This window comes from Halomonas sp. MES3-P3E (genome assembly GCF_002836035.1).
GTDB classification, from domain to species: domain Bacteria; phylum Pseudomonadota; class Gammaproteobacteria; order Pseudomonadales; family Halomonadaceae; genus Vreelandella; species Vreelandella arctica.
This window is the reverse complement of sequence record NZ_PJBT01000020.1, coordinates 1-23,996: the sequence shown is the minus strand read 5'-3', so window position 1 is coordinate 23,996 and position 23,996 is coordinate 1. Positions and strand designations below refer to the sequence as shown.

The window sequence follows — 23,996 nt, the reverse complement described above, 5'->3', positions numbered from 1 at the left end:
CAGTTACATTTGTTAGCAAACGGTGTTTATAAATAGTAATCTTTGTCTATTCTTGCCATAATTCTTTTTAATTAAATTTTATGTATAGACATACAGTCTATTCACCCTTGCCCTCATGGGGTATGGTTCCTGGGTTTATGCGCTTAACTGTTGCTTTTAATCACGAACTCGGCGGTCCATTTACCCATGTTGCGAATCCTTTATTCGCTGCCCCGCACGCACAAATTATTACTGTTACCTGTGGCCACTATGGTCACTGTGCTGGGCACACAGAAGTTACTGACGACATACCAAGATCTAAATCAATCACACACACCGCTTGAAAGCGTGCTGGTTCCGCTTCCTAGCGATTCTGCTCCGGGGGTTCCTTCCCTGCGTCAAGAACGCACGCCGGTAGCAGATGCGATCGATCGCGCTTCACGCGCCCTCGACGCCACCCGCGACAATATTCCTCTCAGCGAATTAACCGCTACCGAGATCGTAGATCTCGATATGAATGTCATCTCCAGTGCACAAGCAGATATGGCCGGACAAGCCGCCTTGGGCGACGAAGTAACGGTACTTAATGCCGCAGCCCTGGATGCACCAGCTCTTGATATCGCAACGCTAAGTGGCACAGGGCTTAATGACGGCGCTTTGCATATGGCAATTGTGCTGGGCACCCTCTCTAGCGGCATGCTGGATGCAGACGACGCTTCATCAGTTGAAATTGCCGATGCCACTTCTTATGAGGATTACGGTACTGAGCTATTTGGTGACATCTCATTTCTGGATCTAGAACTGGCAGCTGAAGAGCCGTTTGTTCCTGAGTGGGAAACGCATATTGTTGAATCTGGCGAAACGTTCGCTTTGCTGGCACAAAATGAATTAGGCCTTGGGTACAGCGAAGTGTTGGCCCTGCTTGAGGATTTGCCCGATCAACGCATGCTAACCAACTGGCGCGCCGGACACAGCTTTGATTACCAGCTAGACGAAGATGGGCGTTTACTTTCCTTACGCATGATGAAAAATACCCGTGACGGTATTTTATTGGAGCGTGATGCAAACCACTTCGCTATCACCACTATTGAGCGGCAAGGTGAACCTGTTCAACGCCTTTATGCCGGTAGCGTCAGCGGTAGTTTCGCGCGGTCAGCCCAGGCAACTGGCTTAAACAGTGGCGCGGTGACGGAACTGACCAAGCTACTTGAGAAGAAGCTCGATTTTCGGCGGGATAGCCGCCGTGGCGACCGTTTCCAGGTACTGGTGGAATCAGACATGATCGACGGGGAAACGCTTGATTCGCGAGTGCTGGCGGTTCAATACAATGGCGAGCGCATGGACCTTACCGTTGTACGTAACGCTACCGACGATAACTTCTATACGCCTGAGGGCAGCAGCCTAGACCCTGCGTTCTCACGCCATCCTTTTGAAGGCAGCTACCGCTTAAGCTCGAACTACAATCCACGGCGTAAGCACCCGGTAACTGGCCGCATTAGTCCGCATAATGGTACTGACTTTGCTATGCCAATTGGCACGCCTGTAACAGCGCCTGCCAATGGTGTCGTTGAGCGCGTGAGTAACCACCATGCGGCAGGTCGTTATATCGTCGTTCGTCATGACAACGGTTATCGTACCCGCTACCTACACCTTTCCCGCCCACTGGTTAGCCAGGGTGAGCGTGTAACAATGGGCGAGCGCATAGCGTTATCAGGCAACACTGGCCGCAGCACTGGCCCTCACCTGCATTATGAAGTCATCGTCAACAACTCACCGGTCAATGCGATGACCGTCGCCCTGCCCGAAAATACCAGTTTAAGCGGCGATACGCTGATTGCGTTCCAGAGCCAAGCAGCTCCGATCCTGGCCACCTTAGAAAGCGGTGAGACAGGTCCGGTTAGCGTAGCTACCTTTCAGCAGGAAAATGACGACTAACCTCGGTATTCATTGATGCTGAATTGAATATGCTTAAACGCAAAACACCGCCCTTCGGCGGTGTTTTGCATTGTGTCACTAGCATTGAAACACTTAAACAGGACGCTGCAGCGCTGCTAGCAGTGTTGCATCACGACGATAGATATCGGGCCTAAACTCCACTTCCCCTTGTGCATTTGGCCAGGCGGTCAAATAGTGCAGGGCAATCGGGATGCGCTGAGTCAGGTTCACGTTGAGATCACTCCCTTCATTTAACAGGGTGCTAAATTGGTAACGGCTGCCGGTATCTTGAAGCAGCATCTGCGCCAGTTCAGCCACCCCCTCTACCCGCACACAACCTGAACTGAGTGCGCGCTGGTTACGCTGAAATAGCCCGCGTGCGGGGGTATCGTGCAAATAGATCATGTCATCGTTGGGAAACCTCACCACGACACGACCAAGCGGGTTACCCGAACCCGCCACTTGGCGCAACATCACGCCGCCTGGTCGCTGCCAATCGATCTCTTCTGCCACGAGCGGCTCGCCGGAAGGACTAATCACCCGAATATTTTGGCGCGCCAAGTAATCAATATCCGCTCGCACGCGAGGCAGTACATCTTCACGCATAATCGTCGGCGGGATGGTCCAGGATGGATTAATCGTTAAATGGCTGATAGTAGAGTGGATGATCGGCGTTTCACGACGCGGCGAGCCGACGACCACTCGCGCATCCCAGTGCTGGCCATTAGGACGCACATAGTGCATCCGGTAACCGGCAATATCGACCCATACTCGTGGCTCGGCAGACTGCATGGGGCGGATCCACCGCGCGCGTTCTAAATTGACACGCAGTTGGTCGATCCGCGCTGACACCGGCGTATTTAACGCTAGCCGGGTCTGTTCACCCACCACACCATCTTCCTGTAGTAAATGGCGGCGCTGAAAACGCTTCACAGCAGATTCAAGTGCCGCATCAAACACGCGCTGATTAGACGCTGCTTGCACATCAATTAGTGGATAGGCCCTGCTATCAGCCACCATCAAGTCCGTTTCACCCCAGAGTGCCAAACGCTGGCGCAGCACAATAACATCGTCGGCTTCATCCCCCGGCCGAAGAGACTCCTCCCTGGCGGCTAAGTAAGGTGCGCTTCCCAGGCTCGCCAACTGATAGTATTGCTTTAAGGCGTCACGCAATTGCTGATACTCACCTGACGAAGGCCTGGCCAGCGCGGTGGCATTATCCAGCGCACGGTCTTCAACGGCATGTACAACACGTAGCAGCGAGTAGTCGCTTTCTGGTCGCGGCGCATCCCACTGTGGCTCTACGTCTCGCGGATTCACCTTACCGCGCTCTAAATGGTCCAGCGCCAGCAATAGCGAGCGAGTGGCTTTGATATCAAACGAGGCCTGTGCAGCATCATCACCCGACTGACTGCGCTGAAACTCACCAAGCAACGTATCAGCGTGATAATCTTCCGGCACCAAGCCATCGTTTTCCAAACTGTTGAGCGCCTCGACCAGTGACTCAACCGCACCCGCTGCCTGCCACGCGGGTTGACCATCACTTAGTTGATAAAACTCAGTAATAGGAAGTTGTCGCGCGTCTGCCGAGCTTAATTGTTGAGCTATCGCCTGCTGCAATGAATCTGAGGCTGAATCCGCATATACAGGGCTGATGCCTAAAGGGCCGTAGGTAAGCGTTAGACACAGAGCGCTCCCTATCGCCCATCGTCTTAGTAGCTGTCTCTCGTTCATCACCCTCTCCTTGCGTTACTATAGTCTTCCACATCGCCGACCCTGTTTTTTGTATTAGTCGGCTAATTTTCATAATGACTGATATTGCTGGTAGGATCGACTTTTATGGCTCTTCGTTTAAATGTTGCCACGTTATTATTTTCTCTACCTTTTATACTATTTACATTACCGCTACACGCCGCCAGTTTCTTTGCCCAGGTTGAATCTACACCGCCACGCGGCGTACTGCCTTTACATCACCAGTTATTGCAGCTCGCCCCCCAGGCAACGCCCGCAGCACTGCGTTTAGCCGCTCAGGCACTCAATTGTGCCGACCCCACTGCCGAGCGCCTTGCAGTCATTGACTACTCACTGCCGTCTACCGAACCACGCCTATGGGTATTTGATTTACGTCAGCATGAACTGCTCTTTGAGGAGCTGGTTTCTCATGGCCAAGGGTCTGGCGATGCCCAGGCCAAGACATTTTCCAACACGCCTGATAGCCACCAATCCAGCATTGGCCTATTTCGCACCATGAATAGCTATTACGGCCGCAACGGCTATTCGCTGCGTCTGGAAGGCCTTGAACCTAACGTCAACGACCTAGCTTTCGAGCGTGCCATTGTGATCCACGGTGCTGACTATGTGAGCGATGCGTTCATTACCCAAACGGGGAGATTAGGACGCAGTCATGGTTGCCCTGCAGTACGTGAAGACGTTACTTACCCACTGATTGATAGCCTAAAGGAAGATCAATACGTATTCGCTTATTACCCCGATGCCGAGTGGCTTGCCACCTCAGCGTTTCTAGGCTGCACAGCCGCTGCCGCTCAACTTGCCCGCCGCTGATGCCAAACGCTTAGCTATTCTGACATTGAGCTATTCCGACGTTGAGCTATTCTATCTTTTAGCTATTCTGGCTTTTAGCTACCCCGTCTTTTAACTATCTAACCTCTTCGCTCTTCAGACTCTTAATAAAGAGGGCGTTAATAATCTCATTCTCGCAGACCATTGGCAGCTGAATTTCATCATTGAAAGCAGCTAAACCAAGCGTACAGGGGAACCCTCTGCAATAATTTGTGACAAATTAACACAAAATATTGCTATCTGCCGTAGGTGTCTCTGCCATGTTCACCTTTATGCATCCTTTTCAAAAAATTCGCCGCCTGGAACAGGAGGTCGCTGACTTACGCACTCAGCTCGACGCCGCTACCCCCTCGCCCAGCAGCCGGCTGCTAAGCCTAATGAAACCGTCGCAATCCATCGGCATGCTGCAAGCGAGAGGGGCGGATATGCTGGCCTCGCTCAATAACGGCCTTCAAGAGTATGCCGACCAGCTTGCCGGGGAACGCGCCACCCTAACGGAGACATTTAACCTGATTGCTGCTGCCGAGCATGCCATCGACACCCTTGATCAGCGTTGTCACGATCCTGAATATACCGAAGCGCTCCCCGCCTCGCCGTTAGTATTAGCTAAGACCCTACACGCTCTGAGCCAACTGCAAGTAGCATTTGCTCGCAATGCGGGTCACGCGCAAGCATTAGCGGTTAGCACAGCACTCGAAACGGCCCATCGCCAAGGCCTGGGGAGTGCTGATTCCGCTAGCCAGCAGTCACCAGGAATAGCCGCCATTGCAGATGATGTTCACCGCTTAGCGCTTAATATGCAGCAGCTAAGCCATCAGCTCAGCCTGCTAATGGAGCAAATGAATAGCCAGGTAAGAACGCATTCGCAAGCAGTGGTGAAAAAACGCCAAGCCGACGAAGACACTGCCCAAAAGGCACAGTCAGCTAAGCACGCATTACATCGGTTAACGGATCAAACGCAGCATATGCACAAGGTGATACATCACAGTGCTACCGCTGCATTTTTACACTCCGCCAAACTTGACCATGCGGTGTGGAAATGTCGCCTCTATAAGCAGTTATTATCTGCCAACACCGACACACCACTAGAAGATCACCATCAATGCCGCTTAGGGCGCTGGCACCAGCAAGGTGAGGGCTACCAGCGCTATGCCCGCACTGAGTCTTATCGAGCATTAACGGCGCCGCACAGGCGCATGCATGAAAGCGGTGCTGAAGCGCTTAAGTTTGCCCGCTTAGGCGACCGCAATGGTCAATTAGCTGCTTTAGGCGTCATGGAAGAAGCCAGCCAACAGCTAGCCCTACAGCTGGACAATCTCATGGAACACGCCATATTTGAGGCGCCCTACTCAACCAGTCATCACTCACCGTTAGCAGGTTCGCCTTAACGCACAGACGATGACTTCACAGATGCTAAAAAAGCATCGGCTGCTACGGATGAGCAGCCGATATTGGCATTGTTTCTGTTTTAGATTGCTCTTGGCTTAGAAGGCCTCCCACTCAGTTGGGTGACGCTGATCGCTATTTCGCGGCGCGGGCCTCAATCGTGACTGAGCGGCTGGCAGCGCTGATGCAGTTGCTTCCATATCCCCCAGCACAAACGACTCAAGCAAGCGTGAAAGATGCTCTGCCCCTGCTCGCAGCCGCTGGGCTGAGGTGGCACTCTCTTGCACCATGGAGGAATTCTGCTGGGTCATGGAATCCATCTCGGCCACCGCCGTATTCACTTCACTGATACCCGCACTTTGCTCCCGCGCGCCCGCGCTAATTTCAGCAATCACATCGGTCACCCGGGTAATGCTATCGACAATCTCCTGCATGGTGGTACCCGCTTCGCGCACCAAGGCGGTGCCACCTTGGGTACGCTCCATTGAGCTGTCGATCAACTGGCGTATCTCTCCGGCGGCATCACTGGAACGGCTGGCAAGCTTGCGCACTTCTTCAGCGACCACGGCAAAGCCGCGCCCATGCTCACCAGCACGCGCCGCCTCAACAGAGGCATTGAGCGCCAGGATGTTGGTTTGAAACGCAATAGCATCTATTAGGGTAATAATGTCGCCAATTTGCGTGGCTGACTGATTGATTTCACCCATCGTATGTTCAACACGCTGCATAACGGAGTTACCTTTACGGGCAACATCCACAGCCCCTTGAGACAGCTGCGATGCCTGATCAGCGGCTTCGGTGGTGTGATGCACGGTCGACGTGATTTCTTCCATGGAGGAAGACGTTTGCTGTAGGTTAGCCGCCGACTGTTCTGTGCGCGTGGCTAACTCGTTGGTGCCTTGATCGATATTCTGCGACGCAAGCAACACACTCTGGGTCGTGCGATGCACATCTTGAAGGGTGATCTGCATCCGCTCGACAAAGGCGTTAAATTGCTGGGCCAAATCGCCAATTTCGTCATTGCGCTCCACCCGGAGGCGCTGGGTTAAATCCGCCTCGCCCGTGGCAACGTCATGCATCGCAGCGGCAGCACGCTTCACCGGGCTCAGCGCCCGCTTGACCAGCCAAGTTGCCAGCACCCCCACACCTAGCAATAGCACCAGCGCTACAACGCCCTTGGCGATCAAGTCATGACGAAACTCCTGCCACGCCAACGCCTCCACCTGCGCCAACCCCACATCAATATCACTTAGGTAGATCCCGGTGCCGATCATCCAATCCCATTCAGGGATAGCAATCGCCATGGAGTGCTTTGGCTCGATGTCACCGGTGGCGGGATTAATCCACTGATAGTCGTAAAAGCTTGTATTCCCCGAGCGGGCACGTTCAATTAGGTCTTCCACAAAGGCGTTGCCTTCACTATCGACCAGCCCCACCATATTGGTACCCACCCGCTCTGGCGCAGCGGCCATCGCTCGCGCCGTGCCGTCAAAATCAAAGGCGAAAACATAGTTGGCATTGCCGTAGCGAAAATTCTGCAGTATCTCTTGCGCCTGCTCTTGTGCCTCTGACTGGCTAAGCTCAGCATGGTCAACGAGGTGTGAGACCGCATTACGGGCGGACTCAACTAAGTAGCGCACCGTCGTTTCACGCTCACTGACCAACACATCACGCTGCTTATCGAGCGTTTCTTGCATACTCGTTATTGAGCTGCGCACTTCCAACGCGGACAGCACTAAGGCCAAAATCAGCATGGGAAGTAACACTAAAGCGACCATTTTCGCCTGCAGACTCATGCTAAAGCGTGCTTTATTTTTTTGCGCCATGCTCGAGAATCCCCTTGTAATGTTTTTTATAATTCATATGTTTATAGAAATAGTTTACGTTAACGTAACTGTTGTTTATTAATCTTATCGCATGCAGTCGACCACACTCTATCGTTTAGGCCAATCATAATTTGGTATTACCTTTTGTATTCCCCGTTAAATAGCCTTGTATATTCTCTAACTGCCTATGCCATGCTGGTCTTACTGCAACCACACATCACACCAGTCGCAATGGGAAAAAGCATATGGCACAGGTCAAAAAGCTAGACCTCGCATTACAAGGTGGTGGCGCTCACGGCGCGTATACCTGGGGCGTGATTGATCGCCTATTAGCGGATGAACGCATTGAAATTGAAGGGATCAGCGGCACTAGCGCCGGGGCCATGAACGGTGTCGTCATGGCCGATGCATTAACACGCGGTGATAAAGAGACGGCTCGCCAGGCACTGTGCGACTTTTGGAAAGCCGTCAGTCGAGCGGGTATGACAAGCCCAATCCGTCGTACGCCCCTGGATATATTGACCGGCAATTGGAGCCTGGATAACTCACCCGGCTTTATTGCTATGGATCTACTAAGCCGCGTGGCCTCGCCCTATCAGCTCAATCCGCTCAACATTAACCCGTTACGCGATATCGTGGCTGAGCATATTGATTTTGAACGGGTTCGAAAATGCGAACAGCTAAAGCTGTTTGTGGCGGCTACCAACGTGCGCACAGGAAAGCAGCGCGTGTTTCGCCGAGAAGAGATGAGTGTGGACGCCGTGATGGCCTCCGCCTGCTTGCCGTTTATCTTCCAAGCCGTAGAAATTGACGGCGAAGCGTATTGGGATGGCGGCTATATGGGCAATCCGGCACTGTTCCCACTCATGGAAGAGTGCAGCGCACGGGATATTCTGCTGATTCAAATCAACCCCATTAGCCGCAATGATGTACCCACCTCTGCGTCAGCTATTATGAACCGTCTCAACGAGATCACGTTTAATTCAGCACTGATTAAAGAAATTCGCATGATCGCGCTGCTTAAACATGCGCTTGATGAGCAGGGAATTGAAAATTGCTACCAGCAGGCGCTTTTTCATCGTATCAGCGGTGAGCTGGCGCTTGAAGGACTCTCTGTGTCGAGTAAATCCAATTCCGAGTGGCCTTTTCTCTGCCACCTTTTTGAACAGGGCCAGGACGCCGCCGAACGCTGGCTAGGTGAACATTTCGATGCCATTGGCGAATACTCCACGCTCGATGTAGATGCTGTCTATTTACATGAATAACGGCCAACATGAATAACGGGCTAAGCGAAGAGCGCCGATATTTACCCGCTCGACCGAGGCCCTTTTAAGCACCAAGATGCCGCAAAAAAAGAACTGCATGCCCACTCATGCAGCATATTCACTTTACTCATGTGCTAACAAAACAACAAAAACAAATTAAGATTATGATTTTTAACAACAAATATTCAACTGGCAAACTACCTGCATATTTTCAGTAGTGGTGGTAGGCGTGGACCAGGCCCAACTGGGTACGAGTGCGTCGAGCCTGACCTTCAATGGAGAAGGCATGTTCTCGTCAATTGCTGACGCAAAGCGCTAATTTTCGCGTTTAGCGTAGTGATCAACTCGTTTTATGCCCCGTGAGGCCATCCCATGGACATACGCAACAAAGCCAACCGTATTCGGCTGCTTAATTTTTCGACCCCTCAAATGCGCGCTTTCCACTTTTCATGGTTTGCGTTTCATATCTGCTTCTTCGGCTGGTTTGGCATCGCCCCTCTTATGGCGATTGTTCGTGAAGACCTTTCACTGACCCAAACACAAATCGGCAATACTATTATTGCGTCGGTGGCGATCACCGTCATTGTGCGCCTAGCCATTGGCGTACTGTGTGACCGTATTGGGCCGCGTAAAACCTATACCGGGTTACTGATGTTAGGTGCTATTCCGGTGATGGGTATTGGCTTAGCCGATAGTTTTGAAACCTTTCTATTAGCGCGCTTAGCCATTGGGGCCATTGGCGCCTCCTTCGTTATTACCCAATACCACACCTCAATGATGTTCGCCCCCAATGTGGTTGGCACCGCCAACGCTACCAGCGCGGGCTGGGGTAATTTAGGCGGCGGTACCACACAAATTCTGATGCCGCTGATCTTCTCAGGCATGCTGATGCTGGGCGTCAACGAAGCCTTTGGCTGGCGCTTAGCGATGATGGTACCCGGCGTTGTGATGTTCTTTACCGGGATCGGTTATTGGTTCTTTACTCAAGATGCACCCAACGGGAATTTCAGTGACCTGCGCGCAACTGGCGAGCTGCCTGAGGCGACCGGTGAAAACGGCGCAAAACATAGCTTTCTAGCTGCCGCCAAAGATATTCGTGTATGGGCGTTGTTTGTTGTGTACGGCCTGTGCTTTGGCGTAGAGCTTACGATTAATAATATTGCCGCTATCTACTTTTTTGATAAATTTGACCTCACTTTAGCCACGGCGGGCCTGATCGCTGGCTTATTCGGCCTGATGAATATTTTTGCCCGTACTCTGGGCGGTGTCTTTTCTGATTTATTCGCCAAGCAAGGCGGCCTAAAGGGGCGTGTACGCTGGCTGTTTATTGCCTTGATTTGCGAAGGGATTGCGCTGGTAGCGTTCTCGCAAATGCATGTACTCAGCCTAGCGATTGGTATCATGCTGGTGTTTAGCCTGTTTGTGCAGATGGCCGAAGGCGCCACTTATGGGGTCGTCCCGTTCATCAATAAAAAAGCCCTGGGTGCTGTTGCGGGCATAGTCGGTGCTGGCGGCAACGTGGGCGCGGTCGGCGCTGCCTTCCTGTTCCGCAGCGAAAGCCTGAGCTATCAGCAAGGCCTGTTCTACCTAGGAATAACAGTGCTGGCACTGGCATCCTGTGTTTTGCTGGTACGCTTTAGCGACGCCACCGAAGCTGAAGAGGCCAAAGCTTACCGCGATGCAGTTGGTGACGACGTTGGAGCAGGCGCTCTCTCGCTACGTTAAGCGCTTTCCAATACACTCAAGTACGCTCCCATACGCCCTTATCCAGTTAGGTAGCGATATGGGAGTGTTTACATTTAGGCGGCGAGCCGTTAAGGAAAATTCTATGTCTTCAGCGCAGCAACTGCTCTTAACCGCCCTCCGTTGCGATATCGACAACCTTACTCACCTTGCCACCACCGCCGATATTGTCGGTGACATTAGCCGCTTTATTCATATGCTCCAACGTGAACGAGGAGCGTCAACGATCTATCTAGCCTCTCAAGGCCAGCGTTTCAAAACCCGCCGCGATACTTACCGCCAACACAGCCAGCAGGCGGAAACCTTAATGCGCCAGCGGCTGGAAGCGCTCAGCCAAGAGGCTCGCCCCCAGGCAGCCGCTCGCTTACTACGCCGGATTGCCGCCGTTTGGTATGCCCTTGATGAGCTTGATGAACTCCGTCTGGCTATCGACACCTTTGCCATCTCGCCTGATGCAGCCACTCAGGCCTTTAATCAACTGACCAGTGGGCTGCTAGCGATTGTATTTGAAGCCGCTGACTCCTCTATCGACCCTGATATCACTCGCCATCTGGTTGCCATTTTTCACTTAATGCAGGGCAAAGAATTAGCTGGCCAAGAGCGAGCCTGTGGCGCATTCGGCTTTACCCATGGCCACTTCGATGAAGCGCACCGCGCTTTATTGAATCAGCTAGTGACTGACCAGCAGCGCTGCTTTGACACATTTGTAGAGTTTGCTACGCCTGAGGCGCAGCAGTCATGGCAAAAGGAGCTTTCACCTCGCACCCTGGCCGGTATTTGCCATTTACGCGACATCGCCTGCCAGCGTCATTCGGCATCACAAACACCACCCAAAGACACATCTGATTCACTGGGTGAAACCTGGTACGAACTAACTACGCTACGTATCGACTCGATGAAAACAGTTGAGGATGCATTGATCACTCAGCTGAGTGTGTTTTGTCACCGCAAAATCGCTCAGGCCGAAGATGGATTGGAAAAAGCCAAAGCAGGGCCCTGTCGTCCTACGCCTGCCCCCTGCGCACACTTACTAACGCTGGCGGGTGCGCAACCATTAGGTGACCTGACAGCCAACGCGCTAACCTCACCGCTAGGGCGCTCGCTGATTGAACTCACCCAGGCACAGGCCAGCCGCTTACAAGGGCTTAGCGATGAGCTTGAAAACACCCGTAAAGCGCTGCGTGAACGCAAACTGATTGAACGTGCGAAGGGGCTCATCATGGCTCATCAAGAGATGAGCGAAGAAGAGGCCTACCGGTTTCTGCGTAAAACCTCTATGGATCAAAGCAAAAGCATGGCGGATATGGCCCAAGCTATTCTGGATCTCTCTGCAATGCTAAAACGCAAAGAAGATGGGCACGCTCGCTAACGTAAGTAGTAGAGCCGTACCGCAATGGTTAGGTAGGTATGTTTGCAGGATGCCACTCCCTTAGCCATGCTAAAGTCTTACTTAGTTAAACGAGCAAGGAGTGCAACCCATGCATAAAGGCGTGTTATTGATTACCGGCGCATCCAGCGGTATTGGCGCGGCTACCGCCCGAGCAGCCTCTCGCGAAGGCTACAAACTGGTGTTGGCCGCCCGTTCTAGCGAAAAACTCACCGCTCTGGCTCAAGAACTGGGGCCAGAAAACGTACTGACCTGTGAGTTGGACGTGACTAATTTTGAGCAGCAACAGGCGATGGTTGAGCATGCACTGGAAACCTTTGGCCGCTTGGACGCGATCTTTGCCAACGCCGGTCGCGGCGGCTCTCCAGGCGGGTTTAGCGGTGCGGATCACGACGCATGGCGTGAGATGATTCTTACCAATATTTATGGCGTTGGGCTCACCATTCAAGCTTGCTTACCCGCCTTAAAGCGTAGCAAAGGCCATGTGTTATTAACCGGTTCAGCGGCAGGCCGCACGACCATCCCAGGCTCAATGTATAGCGCTACGAAATGGGCGGTCACGGGGATTGGCTATAACCTGCGTGAAGAGCTACGCGGCACCGGTATGCGCGTGACGTTGATTGAGCCTGGCATGGTCGACACGCCATTCTTTAATGAACCACCAGAGCATGCATTAGAAGATCGTGATATCGCCAATGCCGTGGTTTATGCGCTTGCGCAGCCTGCCCATGTGGACGTTAATGAAATTCTTATTCGCCCCACCCCGCCGCTTGAGTAAGCGTGATCGTACCGGCACTCCGCTCTCATCCAGTCCATTCCGGCACACGTCACATCTACATGGCTCAGACCTTGCAATTTATGTTCACTGACCGCATAACGTGTAATTACCAAGCGCGCTAAGTAATTTTCACTCAATGCGCCCACGAATTAACTTGCAGGTGACCCATGAGCCAACTCGCTTCCACGGCGCTTTCCGTTCTTGATCTGGCCCCTATCCGCCAGGGCGGCAGCGCCGCTGAGACCTTCCAAGACAGCGTCTCGCTGGCACAGTTAACCGAGCGGCTAGGCTACACCCGTTACTGGCTAGCAGAGCACCACAATATTGCTGGCATCGCCAGCGCTGCCACCGCGGTGCTGATCGGTCATATTGCTGGACAAACTTCCACCATCCGCGTGGGTAGCGGCGGCATTATGCTACCGAACCACCCGCCGCTGGTGATTGCCGAGCAGTTCGGTACGCTGGAAACGCTCTATCCTGATCGTATAGATTTGGGGCTAGGCCGCGCACCCGGCTCAGACGGTGCGACGATGCAAGCCATGCGGCGCAACGCTCATGCCGGCGTCGACGACTTCCCGCAATTGCTGAACGAATTGCGCAGTTATCTAGGCGATGCAGAGCCCCAGCAACGGGTGAAAGCCGTCCCTGGTCAAGGCACTCATGTGCCTATCTGGCTACTGGGTTCTAGCGGCTACAGCGCACAATTGGCAGCCAAGCTGGGCTTGCCTTTTGCGTTTGCTGCTCAGTTTGCGCCAGACTATTTATTTGAGGCACTGCGCTTATATCGCGACAATTTCCGCCCTTCCGAACACTTGAATAAGCCCCATGCGATGGTCGGCCTGCCCGTGATGGCAGCGGAAAGCGATGCGATGGCCCACTACTTGGCCACCACCGCGCAGCAGAAATTTCTTAACCTTATTCGTGGCAAGCCAACCCAGTCGCAGCCGCCCGTGGAGCAACTAGACTGGTCACCGGTTGAGCAAGCCCAAGTCAGCCAGTTTTTAGGGGCGGCGATTATTGGTGGCCCAGAGACGGTCAAAGCCGAACTTGAAGAGTTCCAAGCACGTACCGGTGCTGATGAATTAATGATTAACAGCGATTTTTATAACCATGCCGACCGGCTGCGCAGCTACGAGATTGTGGCTGAGGTCGCCCGTTGAACGGCGGCACTACTATGTCTACATTTATGTCTACATTGCATTTCGCCCCCATGTCGGACGAAGACTTCACCAGTTTTTGGCCTACTTTCAAGGCGATTGTCGAGGCGCAAGAGACTTATGCCATTGACCCCGACATCAGCTTTGAAGCTGCCCGAGAGCTATGGTGCAGCACGCCTAAAACCAGCGTGGTCGTTAAAGATGAACACGATCATATACTGGGTGCTTACTACCTAAAAGCCAACGCGGCAGGCCCCGGCGACCACATCTGTAACTGTGGTTATATGGTGACACTCGCCGCACGCGGAAAAGGGGTAGCACGCGCCATGTGTGAGCATTCACAGGCGCAGGCCAAGGAGCTAGGGTTTCAGGCCATGCAATACAACGCCGTGGTCGCAACGAATGAGGTGGCCGTCGCGTTATGGCAAAAACTGGGATTTCAGATTGTAGGCACCGTTCCTAATGCCTACCGACACGCACGCCTTGGTTTTGTCGAAACCCATGTGATGTATAAAGCGCTATAGCGATTTTGTCAGGCTGCCCTCAGTCAGTTTAGACATTGACTCTTTTTGCGACGTTTTGCTGCACATGACACTTTTTCTGACCGTTTCATTGCTGCAAACGTCGCGCATATTGAAAGCTTTTCCGGTAAAGTCATTCTCATAACATAAATTAAAACGTTTGGTTGATAAGCATCTATTGATCGCCCTAACCATCCGAGCATGACTCAAACCACGGTAAAGCCTTTTGTAATGTTTTATAGCTCCTCTTTTTTCTCACACTTTTCGCTGCGCTCGCGTTTTATCATCCTAATTGTCGCCTTGGTATTTGCCACGACGCTACTTCTTGGCTGGGTGGCTTCTCGAGAATCAGCTGAGCAAATGGAAGCCAATATTGGCAATGCAGCCTCTGAAGCCGCTTACCAAATGGTTGATAAGCTGGATCGCAGCATGGATGCCCGTATTAAAGAAGTGAAGCTGCTACTGGGTATCCAAGCGCTCACTAACGGCACGGATACTAGCCTGCTACGTGAGCAGCTAGAGCGTTTGCAAGATAATCATAACGTTGTGTCGTGGATCGGCTTCACCGACCCTGATGGTGTTGTTCAAGCCGCTACCGAGGGGATTTTAGAAGGCGTTTCTATCGCTCAACGCCCCGTCTTTATTGAAGGACGCAAGGCGCTCTGGGTGGGCGACGTGCATGAAGCTGTCATGTTGGCCCAGTTGCTGACCAACCCCAGCGGTGAAGAGCTTCAGTTTGTCGATATCGCGACCCCGATGTATAACCGCAACGAAGAGCTGCAAGGCGTCCTGGCCGTTCATTTAAGCTGGCAATGGGCTGAGTACGTCCAACAATCCATGCTTACGCCTTCTGGATACCTGGAAGACACTGAGATACTGCTGCTCTCCGCTAACGGCACAGTGCTATTAGGCCCAGAGACGCTGATTGGGCAATCGTTAGACAGCCTGAAACATATACCGAGTTCCACCACGACATCACCACAATGGGCGATTGAAACATGGCCCAACGGCGAACGCTTTGTGACGGGCTATGCACGCAGCAGCGGCTTTGAAGATTTTCCTGGTTTAGGTTGGATAGCGGTTAGCCGTCAACCCGTGGCTACCGCCTTTGCACCTGTTGAAAAACTGCAAGATGCCATTACGGGAACAGGTCTATTACTTGCATTACTGTTTGCTATAGTTGGCTGGATAATCGCGTCAAGACTCGCGGCTCCTCTCACTCGCTTAGCCAATGCTGCCGACAGAATGCAGGATGGCGAACACGCCGATAGCATTCCGCTTGAAGGTGGCTCTCCAGAGCTTAAGCACCTATCGACCTCTATGCGCAACATGGCCACCCGCTTACTGGATCAGCGCAGCACTATTAACCGCTTAGAAGACTTAGCCAATACCGACCCGTTAACAGGCCTGCCGAATCGTGCGTTTTTAAATCAGTACATACAGCTTGCGATACCGGAGGCGGAAAGAAACCAACAGAGTATGGCTGTCATCTTTATCGACCTGGATAGTTTTAAACAGGTCAATGATGAGCTAGGCCATCATGCGGGCGACCTCCTGTTGATTGAGATTACCCAGCGATTGAAAAGCGCACTACGCAGCGGTGATGTGGTAGCCCGAATGGGCGGTGATGAGTTCGTGATGGTGCTTAAAACGAAGGAAGAGCATCTTGAAATGCTCACCCATGAGATTAGCAAACGCTTGCTGAGCTCCATCGACCAACCCGTTTTATTACCTGATAACGAGCAGGCACGCGTTGGAAGTAGTTTAGGCGCCGCTTGGTGGCCCCACCACGGGCTTCATATCAATACCGTTCTGCAACTTGCGGATGACGCGCTGTATGCGGCTAAAGCTAAAGGCAAACATCAGCTTGTTATTCACTCCACCTGATTAACGGATTCGAAACAGCGTTGCAGCTGCTGCTCTGCAGTGTCGCTGCCCATCGCCGTTAACTTGGCAATATTGCGTTCGGGAATAGCGTCGGTATCGCCATAAAACTCGATAGCCTTTTCAACGCTCTCTTCGCGTAGCAGATGCACCATGGCGTAGGGAGAGCGGTTGGTATAATTAGAGGCATCATCAGGTTCGGCACCGTCAAAGCAATAATCTGGGTGAAACGTGGCTAACTGATAAACACCTTCATAGCCCTGATCGACCAGGACGCTTTCAGCAAGCTCCACAAAATCCAAGTAGTGATCAAAGCTTTTAAACAGCGTCGGGAACACCAACAGCGTGGTTTCTGTTTCGGGGTGCTCATCCAACCACTGCACTTCCACCATCAATTCCTCAAGCGCCACTTCAATTTTTTTAGAGCGCACCACTTCCACACGAATCGTTTCACGCTCCAACTCCCGCTGCGCAAACGGGCAAATGTCATGCGCCACAATAAAGGTGCGCACCCAGGTCAGCGTTTGCGCGACTATTTGGTTATCTGTGTGCATAGCACTCTCTTTACTCATCTGGACGGCGACGGAGGACATTATAGGGGCAGCAGTTTACACACTGCAGACACGCTGTGTCGTCGCTACTGAGGCAGTTTCTCCTGCTAGGCGTGCTCTTGATAACGTTTTAGGGCAACTTCGTAAGATTTATGAATATGATCATCCATTAATTCACGCGCTGCTTTGGCATCACGCTGTAATGCCAGCTCCACGAGTTGATGATGCTGCTCGTCCAGCTCTTGACGAATCGTCGGCATTTTCGGCCCCAGGCGGCGATAGCGGTCAAACTGATCATGCAGCTGCTCAATAAAACGCAATAACCAAACAGAGCCACAGGGGGCGACTAACGTACGATGAAATTGAGTATGCAGCCGCTCCCACTCCTCGCCTTTATCCAGAGTGATGTCGGCCCGCTTGAGGCGGTGCGCCGCGGCTAATAAGTCAGCCTCCCAGAGCGAATCACCGTTAGCAATGGCCCGCACTAATGCCATGCCCTCCATTTCCAGACGCATCTGGGCGATATCATCGAGCTCATCCCGTGAAAGCTTCGGCACACGAAAACCGCGTTGATTTTCCTGAATTAATAACCCATAAGCCGCCAATTTATTAAGCGCTTCGCGCAGCGGGCTTAAACCGACTTGGTAGCGTTCTTTGAGCGCATTGATGGCGAGTTTTTCTCCCGCCGCAAAGTGTCCACCGACGAGATCCTTACGTAAATTATCAAATACGCGACTTGATGCAGTACCTGCTGGACCTACTGGCGTTGCTACCTTGGGTAAAGAATTATTCATGACGATATCCTTTATTCATCTCAGCTCCCGCTGTCCATTCAGTTTTTCACGGTTGACGTCGGATCGGGCACTACCTATATTCTATTTTAGACAAGATAATCGATTTTTTAACCAACAAACGATAAATAAGGTCTGGGTATGCTTCTGATCACCCCATTAGCTTTGCGGGAAACGCGTCCATGAAAACACGCGGCGCCTGCTGGCAACTGTTCTGGGCTTTTTTCCGCGTCGGCATTTTTGGCTTCGGTGGTGGGCCCGCCATGATTCCCCTGGTGCGTGCCGAAGTTGTCACCCGCCATCACTGGCTCACCGATGAAGAGTTTGCCGACGTACTGGCGATCGGCAATACCTTACCCGGCCCCATAGCCACCAAAATGCCAGGCTATATTGGCTACCGTGTAGGCGGTGTGATCGGCTGTATCGCTGCCGTTATTGCCATTATCTTGCCCATGATTGTGGCAATGATTGTCATGTTAGGCATTTTTAGCCGATACCGCGATGTCGCGTGGATTCGCGGCATGGGGCAAGCGGTGGTCCCCGTCGTGATGGTGATGATGGCACAACTCACCTGGGATTTTTTTGATAAATCCAAAGCCGCACTTGGTTGGTGGGTCAGTATTGTCATGGCCATTGTTGCCGCTGGCTTGATCTACTGGCTTGGCATCCACCCCGGCTGGGTGATTGGCGCCATTCTCGCTGCCGCCCTACTGCGCCCTGCCGGTAAGAAAAAAGCGGAGGGGTCAGCATGATCTATTGGGAGCTCTTTTTAGCTTTTTTCATCCCGAACATTATTGGCTACGGCGGCGGCCCGGCGATTATCCCTCTGATCGAGGCTGAGGTGGTTGGCCGTTATGACTGGATGACGGCGCAAACGTTTGCTGAAACATTAGCCCTAGGCAACGCCCTGCCAAGCCCTATCGCCACCAAAATGGCGGGCTACGTAGGTTATGAAGTTGCAGGTATTGGCGGGGCCTTCATCGCGGTGGCCGCCACGGTCATCCCGACGCTGCTCTTGATGCTCGGCGCACTGGGGCTGCTGTACCGTCATCGCGATTCCCCCCGGGTTAAGCGCATGAGCCAGTGGGTTCGCCCGGTCATTGCCATGATGATGGCCTGGCTAACGCTGGGATTTATGCTCGAAAGCCTCAACACCAGCGGCGCACTTCATACAGCGATTATTGGGATAGTCGCGGCTATCGCACTGATTCGCTTCAATACGCACCCCGCGTTTGTGGTCATAGGCGCCTTGATTTATGGAGGGCTTATTATTCCTTAAAGATAACCCAAACCTTTACAAAAACACTTGCACGTATAGCTAATACTCACATCAACACTCACAACAATTTAAGTATCATCAATGGGGTAACTAATGACTTTTAAATCGCTATTCACCGCTACCGCTCTAGCAACAGCACTCGCCATTCCAGCATTCGCTACAGCTGCTGAGAATTATCCTGAAAAGCCTATCGAGTTTATTGTGCCTTGGGGACCAGGTGGTGGCAGTGATTTGCTAATGCGCCTAGTGAGCAAACACTTAGAAACCGAGCTGGGCCAAGCGGTACCTGTTATTAATATGCCTGGTGCAAGTGGCACGGTAGGTTTACGCGAAGCCTCTCGCCGAGACAACGATGGATACACTATTTCTCAGATACATGAAGGCTTACTGATTGCTCATCATTCAGGTGTTACTGACCTCAATTGGGACGATTTTGACGTTGTTTCCATGATGACCAGCGATAACTCGGTCATCGTAGTAAATGCCGATACGGGATGGGAAACCCTTGACGATATGTTTGAGGATGTTACTTCAAGCCCAGGTGAATATCGTATGGGCGTTACGTTAGGTGGGATCCCGCATTTATGGGCAGTGCAATTTGAAGAATCCACTGGCACTGAGTTTGGATATGTCGGCTATGAAGGGACTGGAGAGAGGTTGCGTGCGCTTGCAGGTGGGCATATCACAGTGGCTATAGAGGACTATTACTCAGCACGCGCATTCGTAGAAAATGGCGATCTGAACGTGTTAGCAGCGGCTACTTCTGAACGCATTGAAGAGCTGCCTGATACACCTACACTTAAAGAATTAGGGCATGATCTTGAGTTTTTAGTTACTCGTGGAGTTGTTGTGCCCAAAGGAACACCCGAGTCGGTCATTTCAACATTGGAAAGTGCACTTAAAAATGTCGCTAACAGTGAAGGATTTAAAACCGATATTGAGAATGTAGGTGGCACAGTGCGTTACCTTAACAGAGAAGACTATACCGCTTATTTAGAGCGTAATAACGAGTTCATTGAAAACAACGCCCACCTCCTTAATTAAGGTAACGTTGTTCTTTAGGAGGCCTTTATGGAGCGCAGAAATACAGAGGCAGCATTAATCCCTACGTTACAGCTGCTGTCTTATCTCATCATCGCCCTGGGTGCTTTATTCATGGCCTTCAAGGCCGGCTCATTGCCGGCCTCTCGTTGGGAGCCAATGAATGCAGGTACTTTCCCACAAATTATTTTTTTTAGTATTGCAATTTTATGCGGCATGGCAATTATCTTTGAATTCTCCAAACACGGCTTACCTCGTACAACCTTTTGTATTGCCTGGAGAAGTTTAATCTCACTTAAAACGGTCATCATCAACCTGGTGCTCTTTACTGTGTATATGGTAGCAATGCCTATTGCTGGATTTATTATCAGCACTTTTGCATATCTGCTTACTACACAGCTTTATCTTGCACCCAGGAAGCCCACTACTGTAGCAATTGCCATCTTCGTCGCCATTCTCTTTTCTGCTGGGCCTTATTATTTATTTTCTGAGGCCTTCAACATCTACCTTCCTCGTGCTCAATGGTAATCTGATCTATGACTGATGCTTTCCTCGTAGCGCTAGGGGGTGTGACCGAACCCTATACGCTATTACTCATGGCAGTAGCGACTTTTGCAGGTATTGTTGCCGCCGCAATACCCGGCTTTACGATTACAATGGCCATTGTCCTTACATTGCCTCTTACGTTTGCCATGCCCCCCATGCAGGGCATTGCGGTCATGCTATCTGTATACGTAGGTGGACTAAGCGGCGGTTTATTTAGTGCCGCTCTGCTGGGCATCCCAGGCACACCTTCATCAGTTGCAACCACCTTTGATGCCTTCCCCATGGCTCGACAAGGTAATCCTGGGAAAGCGTTATCCTTGGGATTATTTGCTTCGTTCGTGGGCTCTATTATCTCGATTGCCGTACTGATCGTTGCCGCGCCTCCACTCGCACTTCTGGCGGTTAAGTTAGGGCCCTGGGAATATTTTGCACTTATTATTTTTGCTTTGACTGTCATAGCAAGCCTAGTGGGTGACTCTCTTATTAGGGGACTGATCGCAGGTCTAATCGGTATAGGCATAGCCACTATTGGGCCTGATCCACTCATGGGCCGTGAGCGCTTTACCTTTGGCTATGAAATCCTGACCGCGGGCATACCGTTTCTGGTTGTGTTAATAGGTATGTACGCCATGAGCCAACTACTTTCCGAATTAGAGCCTGCCACCGGAGACAGACAGCCCTCTTCAGGTGCGTTAATCAGTGGAGATATGCGCCCCCACCTCTGGCAGACCATAAAAAACATCCTATTGAAGCCCGTCAATGTTATACGCTCATCCTTGCTCGGTGTGTTTATTGGCGCAGTACCTGGTGCGGGTAGCTCAATTTCTAACCTGTTAGCTTATGACCAAGCTAAACGAGCATCTAAACATCCAGAAACTTTTGGTAAGGGTGAACCTCAGGGCGTTGTTGCTTCCGAGTCAGGCAACTCTTCAACGGTAGGTGGTAGCCTTATACCCTTGATAGCGTTAGGTATTCCAGGATCGCCCGCTGATGCAGTTCTCATGGCAGCCATCATGGTACACGGCATAAGCATTGGCCCGCGCTTAATACTTGATCATCCCGACTTGGTTTACAGCATGTTTATTGCCATGGCGATCGCTTCTGTCTTCATGCTGGTAATAGGCGTTATCTTGATGAGGGCTTTTTTACGTCTATTAAATGTACCTAAATATATTGTTGTGCCCGTTGTACTAGCCTGCTGTGCAATTGGTACTTACACTCTCAACAACCGCTTATCTGACCTTTATCTGCTTGCCTGCATTGGTGCGGTGGGCTACCTTCTTAAAAAATTAGATTACCCGTTAGCGCCTCTTGTACTTGGCGTTGTACTGGGCCCTATAGCAGAAACCAACTTAAGACGAGCCTTCCAAACTAGCACTGACTGGACGCTTTTCTTCACTCGGCCAATATCAGCGCTGCTGCTTACTCTGGCGGTCGTTTCTGTGATTTACAGTATTTATAGCTATATGAAACAGCGCCGTCTGATGGCTCAACGTCTAGAAGCTACATCTAAATAGGAATATCAATGCTTACTGACCCACACTATTACCCTTCCGCCTCACGCCGTATGGTCACGTTTGGAAAACGAGGAATGGTTGCTACGTCTCAGTCGCTTGCCGCACAAGTAGGCATAGATATGTTACGTAAAGGTGGCAATGCCATTGATGCTGCCATTGCGACAGCTGCTGCTTTAACCGTCGTTGAGCCAACCTCTAATGGTATTGGCAGTGATGCTTTTGCCCTTGTATGGGTAAAAGGTGAGCTTCATGGCCTCAATGCTAGCGGCCCTGCTCCAAAGAGTATTTCATGTGATGCCGTCAAGGCCCTAGGTCATGATGAAATGCCAGCTCACGGCTTAGTACCAGTCACAGTACCAGGCGCTCCTGGCGCCTGGGCTGCGCTTTCAGAACGCTTTGGCAAACTACCTTTTGAACAGTTGTTAGCGCCAGCAATAGAATTAGCTGAAAAAGGTTTCGCTGTATCACCCGTAGCTAGCCAGCTCTGGAGAAGTGCAGAAAAACGCTATGGTCAATATGAGACAGCTGAGTTCAAGCCCTGGTTTTCTCATTTTACTCCCAACGGCCAAGCACCTAAAGCAGGTGATGTATGGCGTTCTCCTGATATGGCGAAAACGCTGAGTGAAATTGCCAGCAGCAAGGCTGATGCGTTTTATCAGGGAAATCTAGCAGATGCTATGGATGTCTTTTCCCGTGAACATGGCGGTTTCTTACGCAAAGAAGATTTGGCCGCTTATCAGCCAGAGTGGGTTGATCCGATTAGCGTGCGCTACAAAGGTCATGACATTTGGGAAATCCCACCCAATGGCAGTGGATTAATTGTTCTTCAAGCTCTAGGTATTCTTGAATCATTAGGTGATGAATCAAAAGATCAGGAGGAAACACTGCACCGTCGTATTGAGGCAACCAAGTTAGGCTATATAGACGGATTACATTATATTACTGAACGTTCAGCTATGAAACCGAGCGTTAAGCAAATGCTTTCAAGCAATTACCTCTCGCAACGCGCAAACCTGATTGGCCAAGAAGCTATTGACCCCATTCATGGCAACCCAGTAAAAGGCGGCACCGTTTATCTGGCAACAGCTGATGATGAAGGCAATATGGTGTCATTTATTCAAAGCAATTTTGAAGGCTTTGGGTCTGGTATCGTAGTTCCCGGCACGGGTATCAGCCTGCAAAACCGTGGCTGGTCGTTCTCACTCGACCCGCAGCATCCTAATGCTCTGGCGCCCGGCAAACGCACCTATCACACCATCATCCCCGGCTTTATCACCAAAGATAATCAAGCCGTTGGGCCGTTTGGCGTGATGGGCGGCTATATGCAGCCGCAAGGTCATGTGCAGGTAGTAACGGCGATGCTAGAAGATCAGCTTAACCCCCAAGCGGCCCTCGATATGCCCCGCTGGAAGTGGACCAAAGGCAAAACCATCGAAGTGGAAGCGGACTTCCCTAATCATTTAGCGCTTGCGCTGGCCCGCCGGGGCCACGACATCGTCAAAGTGGCCGATTCCATCAGCTTTGGCCGAGGTCAAATCATTCTGCGCGACCCTGAAACGGGCGTACTGCAAGGCGGCACCGAACCGCGCACCGACGGGGCAGTGCTTCCCTGGTAAATCGCTGCCCTTAAGCATCTATACAGGTAATTCCCTCTCCGCCGCGTTGCCGTTGAAGGCAACCGGCGGTTGAGCTGGCTATCCACGCTTAACCACCGCATCATGGCACTCCTTTTTCACTCGGTGTTTTGCCAGTCTTACTATGTCACCACCACCCTCTGAATCTACTTCCTCCTCACCGTTAAGCGGTTTTTTTGGCGTGTTTCGATATAGC

The 23,996-nt window shown here is 51.7% G+C and carries 20 protein-coding genes; 16 read left to right on the top strand and 4 right to left on the bottom strand.

Annotation, left to right across the window (positions count from 1 at the left end):
• Positions 1-186 precede the first annotated feature (186 nt).
• The gene (locus tag CXF87_RS05955) at positions 187-1,914 is read left to right on the top strand and encodes a peptidoglycan DD-metalloendopeptidase family protein (protein ID WP_101145880.1); all 1,728 of its coding nucleotides are present in this window, start codon (positions 187-189) and stop codon (positions 1,912-1,914) included.
• Between the two features lie 93 nt (positions 1,915-2,007).
• Here CXF87_RS05955 and CXF87_RS05950 read toward each other — a convergent pair whose 3' ends face one another.
• A complete protein-coding gene (locus CXF87_RS05950) occupies positions 2,008-3,648 on the bottom strand; it encodes a L,D-transpeptidase family protein (protein ID WP_101145879.1) in 1,641 nt (546 codons plus the stop codon).
• Between the two features lie 105 nt (positions 3,649-3,753).
• Here CXF87_RS05950 and CXF87_RS05945 point away from each other — a divergent pair, with 105 nt between their 5' ends.
• Positions 3,754-4,476, top strand: a complete 723-nt coding sequence (locus tag CXF87_RS05945; protein ID WP_101145878.1) for a murein L,D-transpeptidase catalytic domain family protein — start codon at positions 3,754-3,756, stop codon at positions 4,474-4,476.
• A gap of 278 nt (positions 4,477-4,754) precedes the next feature.
• Positions 4,755-5,882: a CZB domain-containing protein gene (locus CXF87_RS05940; protein WP_101145877.1), complete on the top strand. Its 1,128-nt coding sequence runs from the start codon at positions 4,755-4,757 to the stop codon at positions 5,880-5,882.
• 96 nt (positions 5,883-5,978) lie between these two features.
• Here the strand turns inward: CXF87_RS05940 and CXF87_RS05935 are convergent, their stop codons facing one another.
• Positions 5,979-7,706, bottom strand: coding sequence for a methyl-accepting chemotaxis protein (locus tag CXF87_RS05935; RefSeq protein ID WP_101145876.1), 1,728 nt, complete (start codon positions 7,704-7,706; stop codon positions 5,979-5,981).
• A 245-nt stretch (positions 7,707-7,951) separates the two neighbouring features.
• On the opposite strand from CXF87_RS05935, the gene CXF87_RS05930 reads away from it, so the two are divergent.
• From CXF87_RS05930 to CXF87_RS05900, 7 genes are all read left to right on the top strand, one after another.
• Positions 7,952-8,971, top strand: coding sequence for a patatin-like phospholipase family protein (locus CXF87_RS05930; protein WP_101145875.1), 1,020 nt, complete (start codon positions 7,952-7,954; stop codon positions 8,969-8,971).
• A 372-nt stretch (positions 8,972-9,343) separates the two neighbouring features.
• The gene (locus CXF87_RS05925; protein ID WP_035559246.1) at positions 9,344-10,696 is read left to right on the top strand and encodes an MFS transporter; all 1,353 of its coding nucleotides are present in this window, start codon (positions 9,344-9,346) and stop codon (positions 10,694-10,696) included.
• Positions 10,697-10,799: 103 nt separating this feature from the next.
• Positions 10,800-12,083, top strand: a complete 1,284-nt coding sequence (locus CXF87_RS05920; RefSeq protein ID WP_101145874.1) for a nitrate regulatory protein — start codon at positions 10,800-10,802, stop codon at positions 12,081-12,083.
• A gap of 109 nt (positions 12,084-12,192) precedes the next feature.
• Positions 12,193-12,879 (top strand): SDR family oxidoreductase, encoded by a 687-nt coding sequence (locus CXF87_RS05915; protein WP_008957710.1) that lies wholly within the window; start codon positions 12,193-12,195, stop codon positions 12,877-12,879.
• Positions 12,880-13,046: 167 nt separating this feature from the next.
• Entirely contained in the window at positions 13,047-14,039 is a 993-nt protein-coding gene (locus CXF87_RS05910) for an LLM class flavin-dependent oxidoreductase (protein WP_101145873.1), read from the top strand.
• 26 nt (positions 14,040-14,065) lie between these two features.
• Positions 14,066-14,560 (top strand): GNAT family N-acetyltransferase, encoded by a 495-nt coding sequence (locus CXF87_RS05905; protein WP_101146125.1) that lies wholly within the window; start codon positions 14,066-14,068, stop codon positions 14,558-14,560.
• A gap of 198 nt (positions 14,561-14,758) precedes the next feature.
• Entirely contained in the window at positions 14,759-16,444 is a 1,686-nt protein-coding gene (locus CXF87_RS05900) for a sensor domain-containing diguanylate cyclase (RefSeq protein ID WP_232774703.1), read from the top strand.
• Here the strand turns inward: CXF87_RS05900 and CXF87_RS05895 are convergent.
• Together CXF87_RS05895 and CXF87_RS05890 are read right to left on the bottom strand one after the other, a co-directional pair.
• Positions 16,432-16,995, bottom strand: coding sequence for a DUF1415 domain-containing protein (locus CXF87_RS05895; RefSeq protein ID WP_101145871.1), 564 nt, complete (start codon positions 16,993-16,995; stop codon positions 16,432-16,434). The two genes, CXF87_RS05900 and CXF87_RS05895, sit on opposite strands and share 13 nt — an antisense overlap.
• 104 nt (positions 16,996-17,099) lie before the next feature.
• A complete protein-coding gene (locus CXF87_RS05890; protein WP_101145870.1) occupies positions 17,100-17,786 on the bottom strand; it encodes a GntR family transcriptional regulator in 687 nt (228 codons plus the stop codon).
• Between the two features lie 179 nt (positions 17,787-17,965).
• On the opposite strand from CXF87_RS05890, the gene CXF87_RS05885 reads away from it, so the two are divergent.
• The 6 genes from CXF87_RS05885 (at position 17,966) to CXF87_RS05860 (ending at position 23,782) form a co-directional block, all read left to right on the top strand.
• The gene (locus CXF87_RS05885) at positions 17,966-18,535 is read left to right on the top strand and encodes a chromate transporter (RefSeq protein ID WP_101145869.1); all 570 of its coding nucleotides are present in this window, start codon (positions 17,966-17,968) and stop codon (positions 18,533-18,535) included.
• Positions 18,532-19,062 (top strand): chromate transporter, encoded by a 531-nt coding sequence (locus CXF87_RS05880; protein WP_101145868.1) that lies wholly within the window; start codon positions 18,532-18,534, stop codon positions 19,060-19,062. Before CXF87_RS05885 ends, CXF87_RS05880 begins: the two co-directional genes overlap by 4 nt.
• A 93-nt stretch (positions 19,063-19,155) precedes the next feature.
• Positions 19,156-20,106, top strand: a complete 951-nt coding sequence (locus CXF87_RS05875; RefSeq protein WP_101145867.1) for a tripartite tricarboxylate transporter substrate binding protein — start codon at positions 19,156-19,158, stop codon at positions 20,104-20,106.
• A gap of 27 nt (positions 20,107-20,133) precedes the next feature.
• A complete protein-coding gene (locus tag CXF87_RS05870; protein ID WP_101145866.1) occupies positions 20,134-20,631 on the top strand; it encodes a tripartite tricarboxylate transporter TctB family protein in 498 nt (165 codons plus the stop codon).
• A gap of 41 nt (positions 20,632-20,672) precedes the next feature.
• Entirely contained in the window at positions 20,673-22,166 is a 1,494-nt protein-coding gene (locus CXF87_RS05865) for a tripartite tricarboxylate transporter permease (protein ID WP_232774701.1), read from the top strand.
• Between the two features lie 8 nt (positions 22,167-22,174).
• The gene (locus CXF87_RS05860; RefSeq protein ID WP_101145864.1) at positions 22,175-23,782 is read left to right on the top strand and encodes a gamma-glutamyltransferase family protein; all 1,608 of its coding nucleotides are present in this window, start codon (positions 22,175-22,177) and stop codon (positions 23,780-23,782) included.
• Positions 23,783-23,996: the final 214 nt, after the last annotated feature.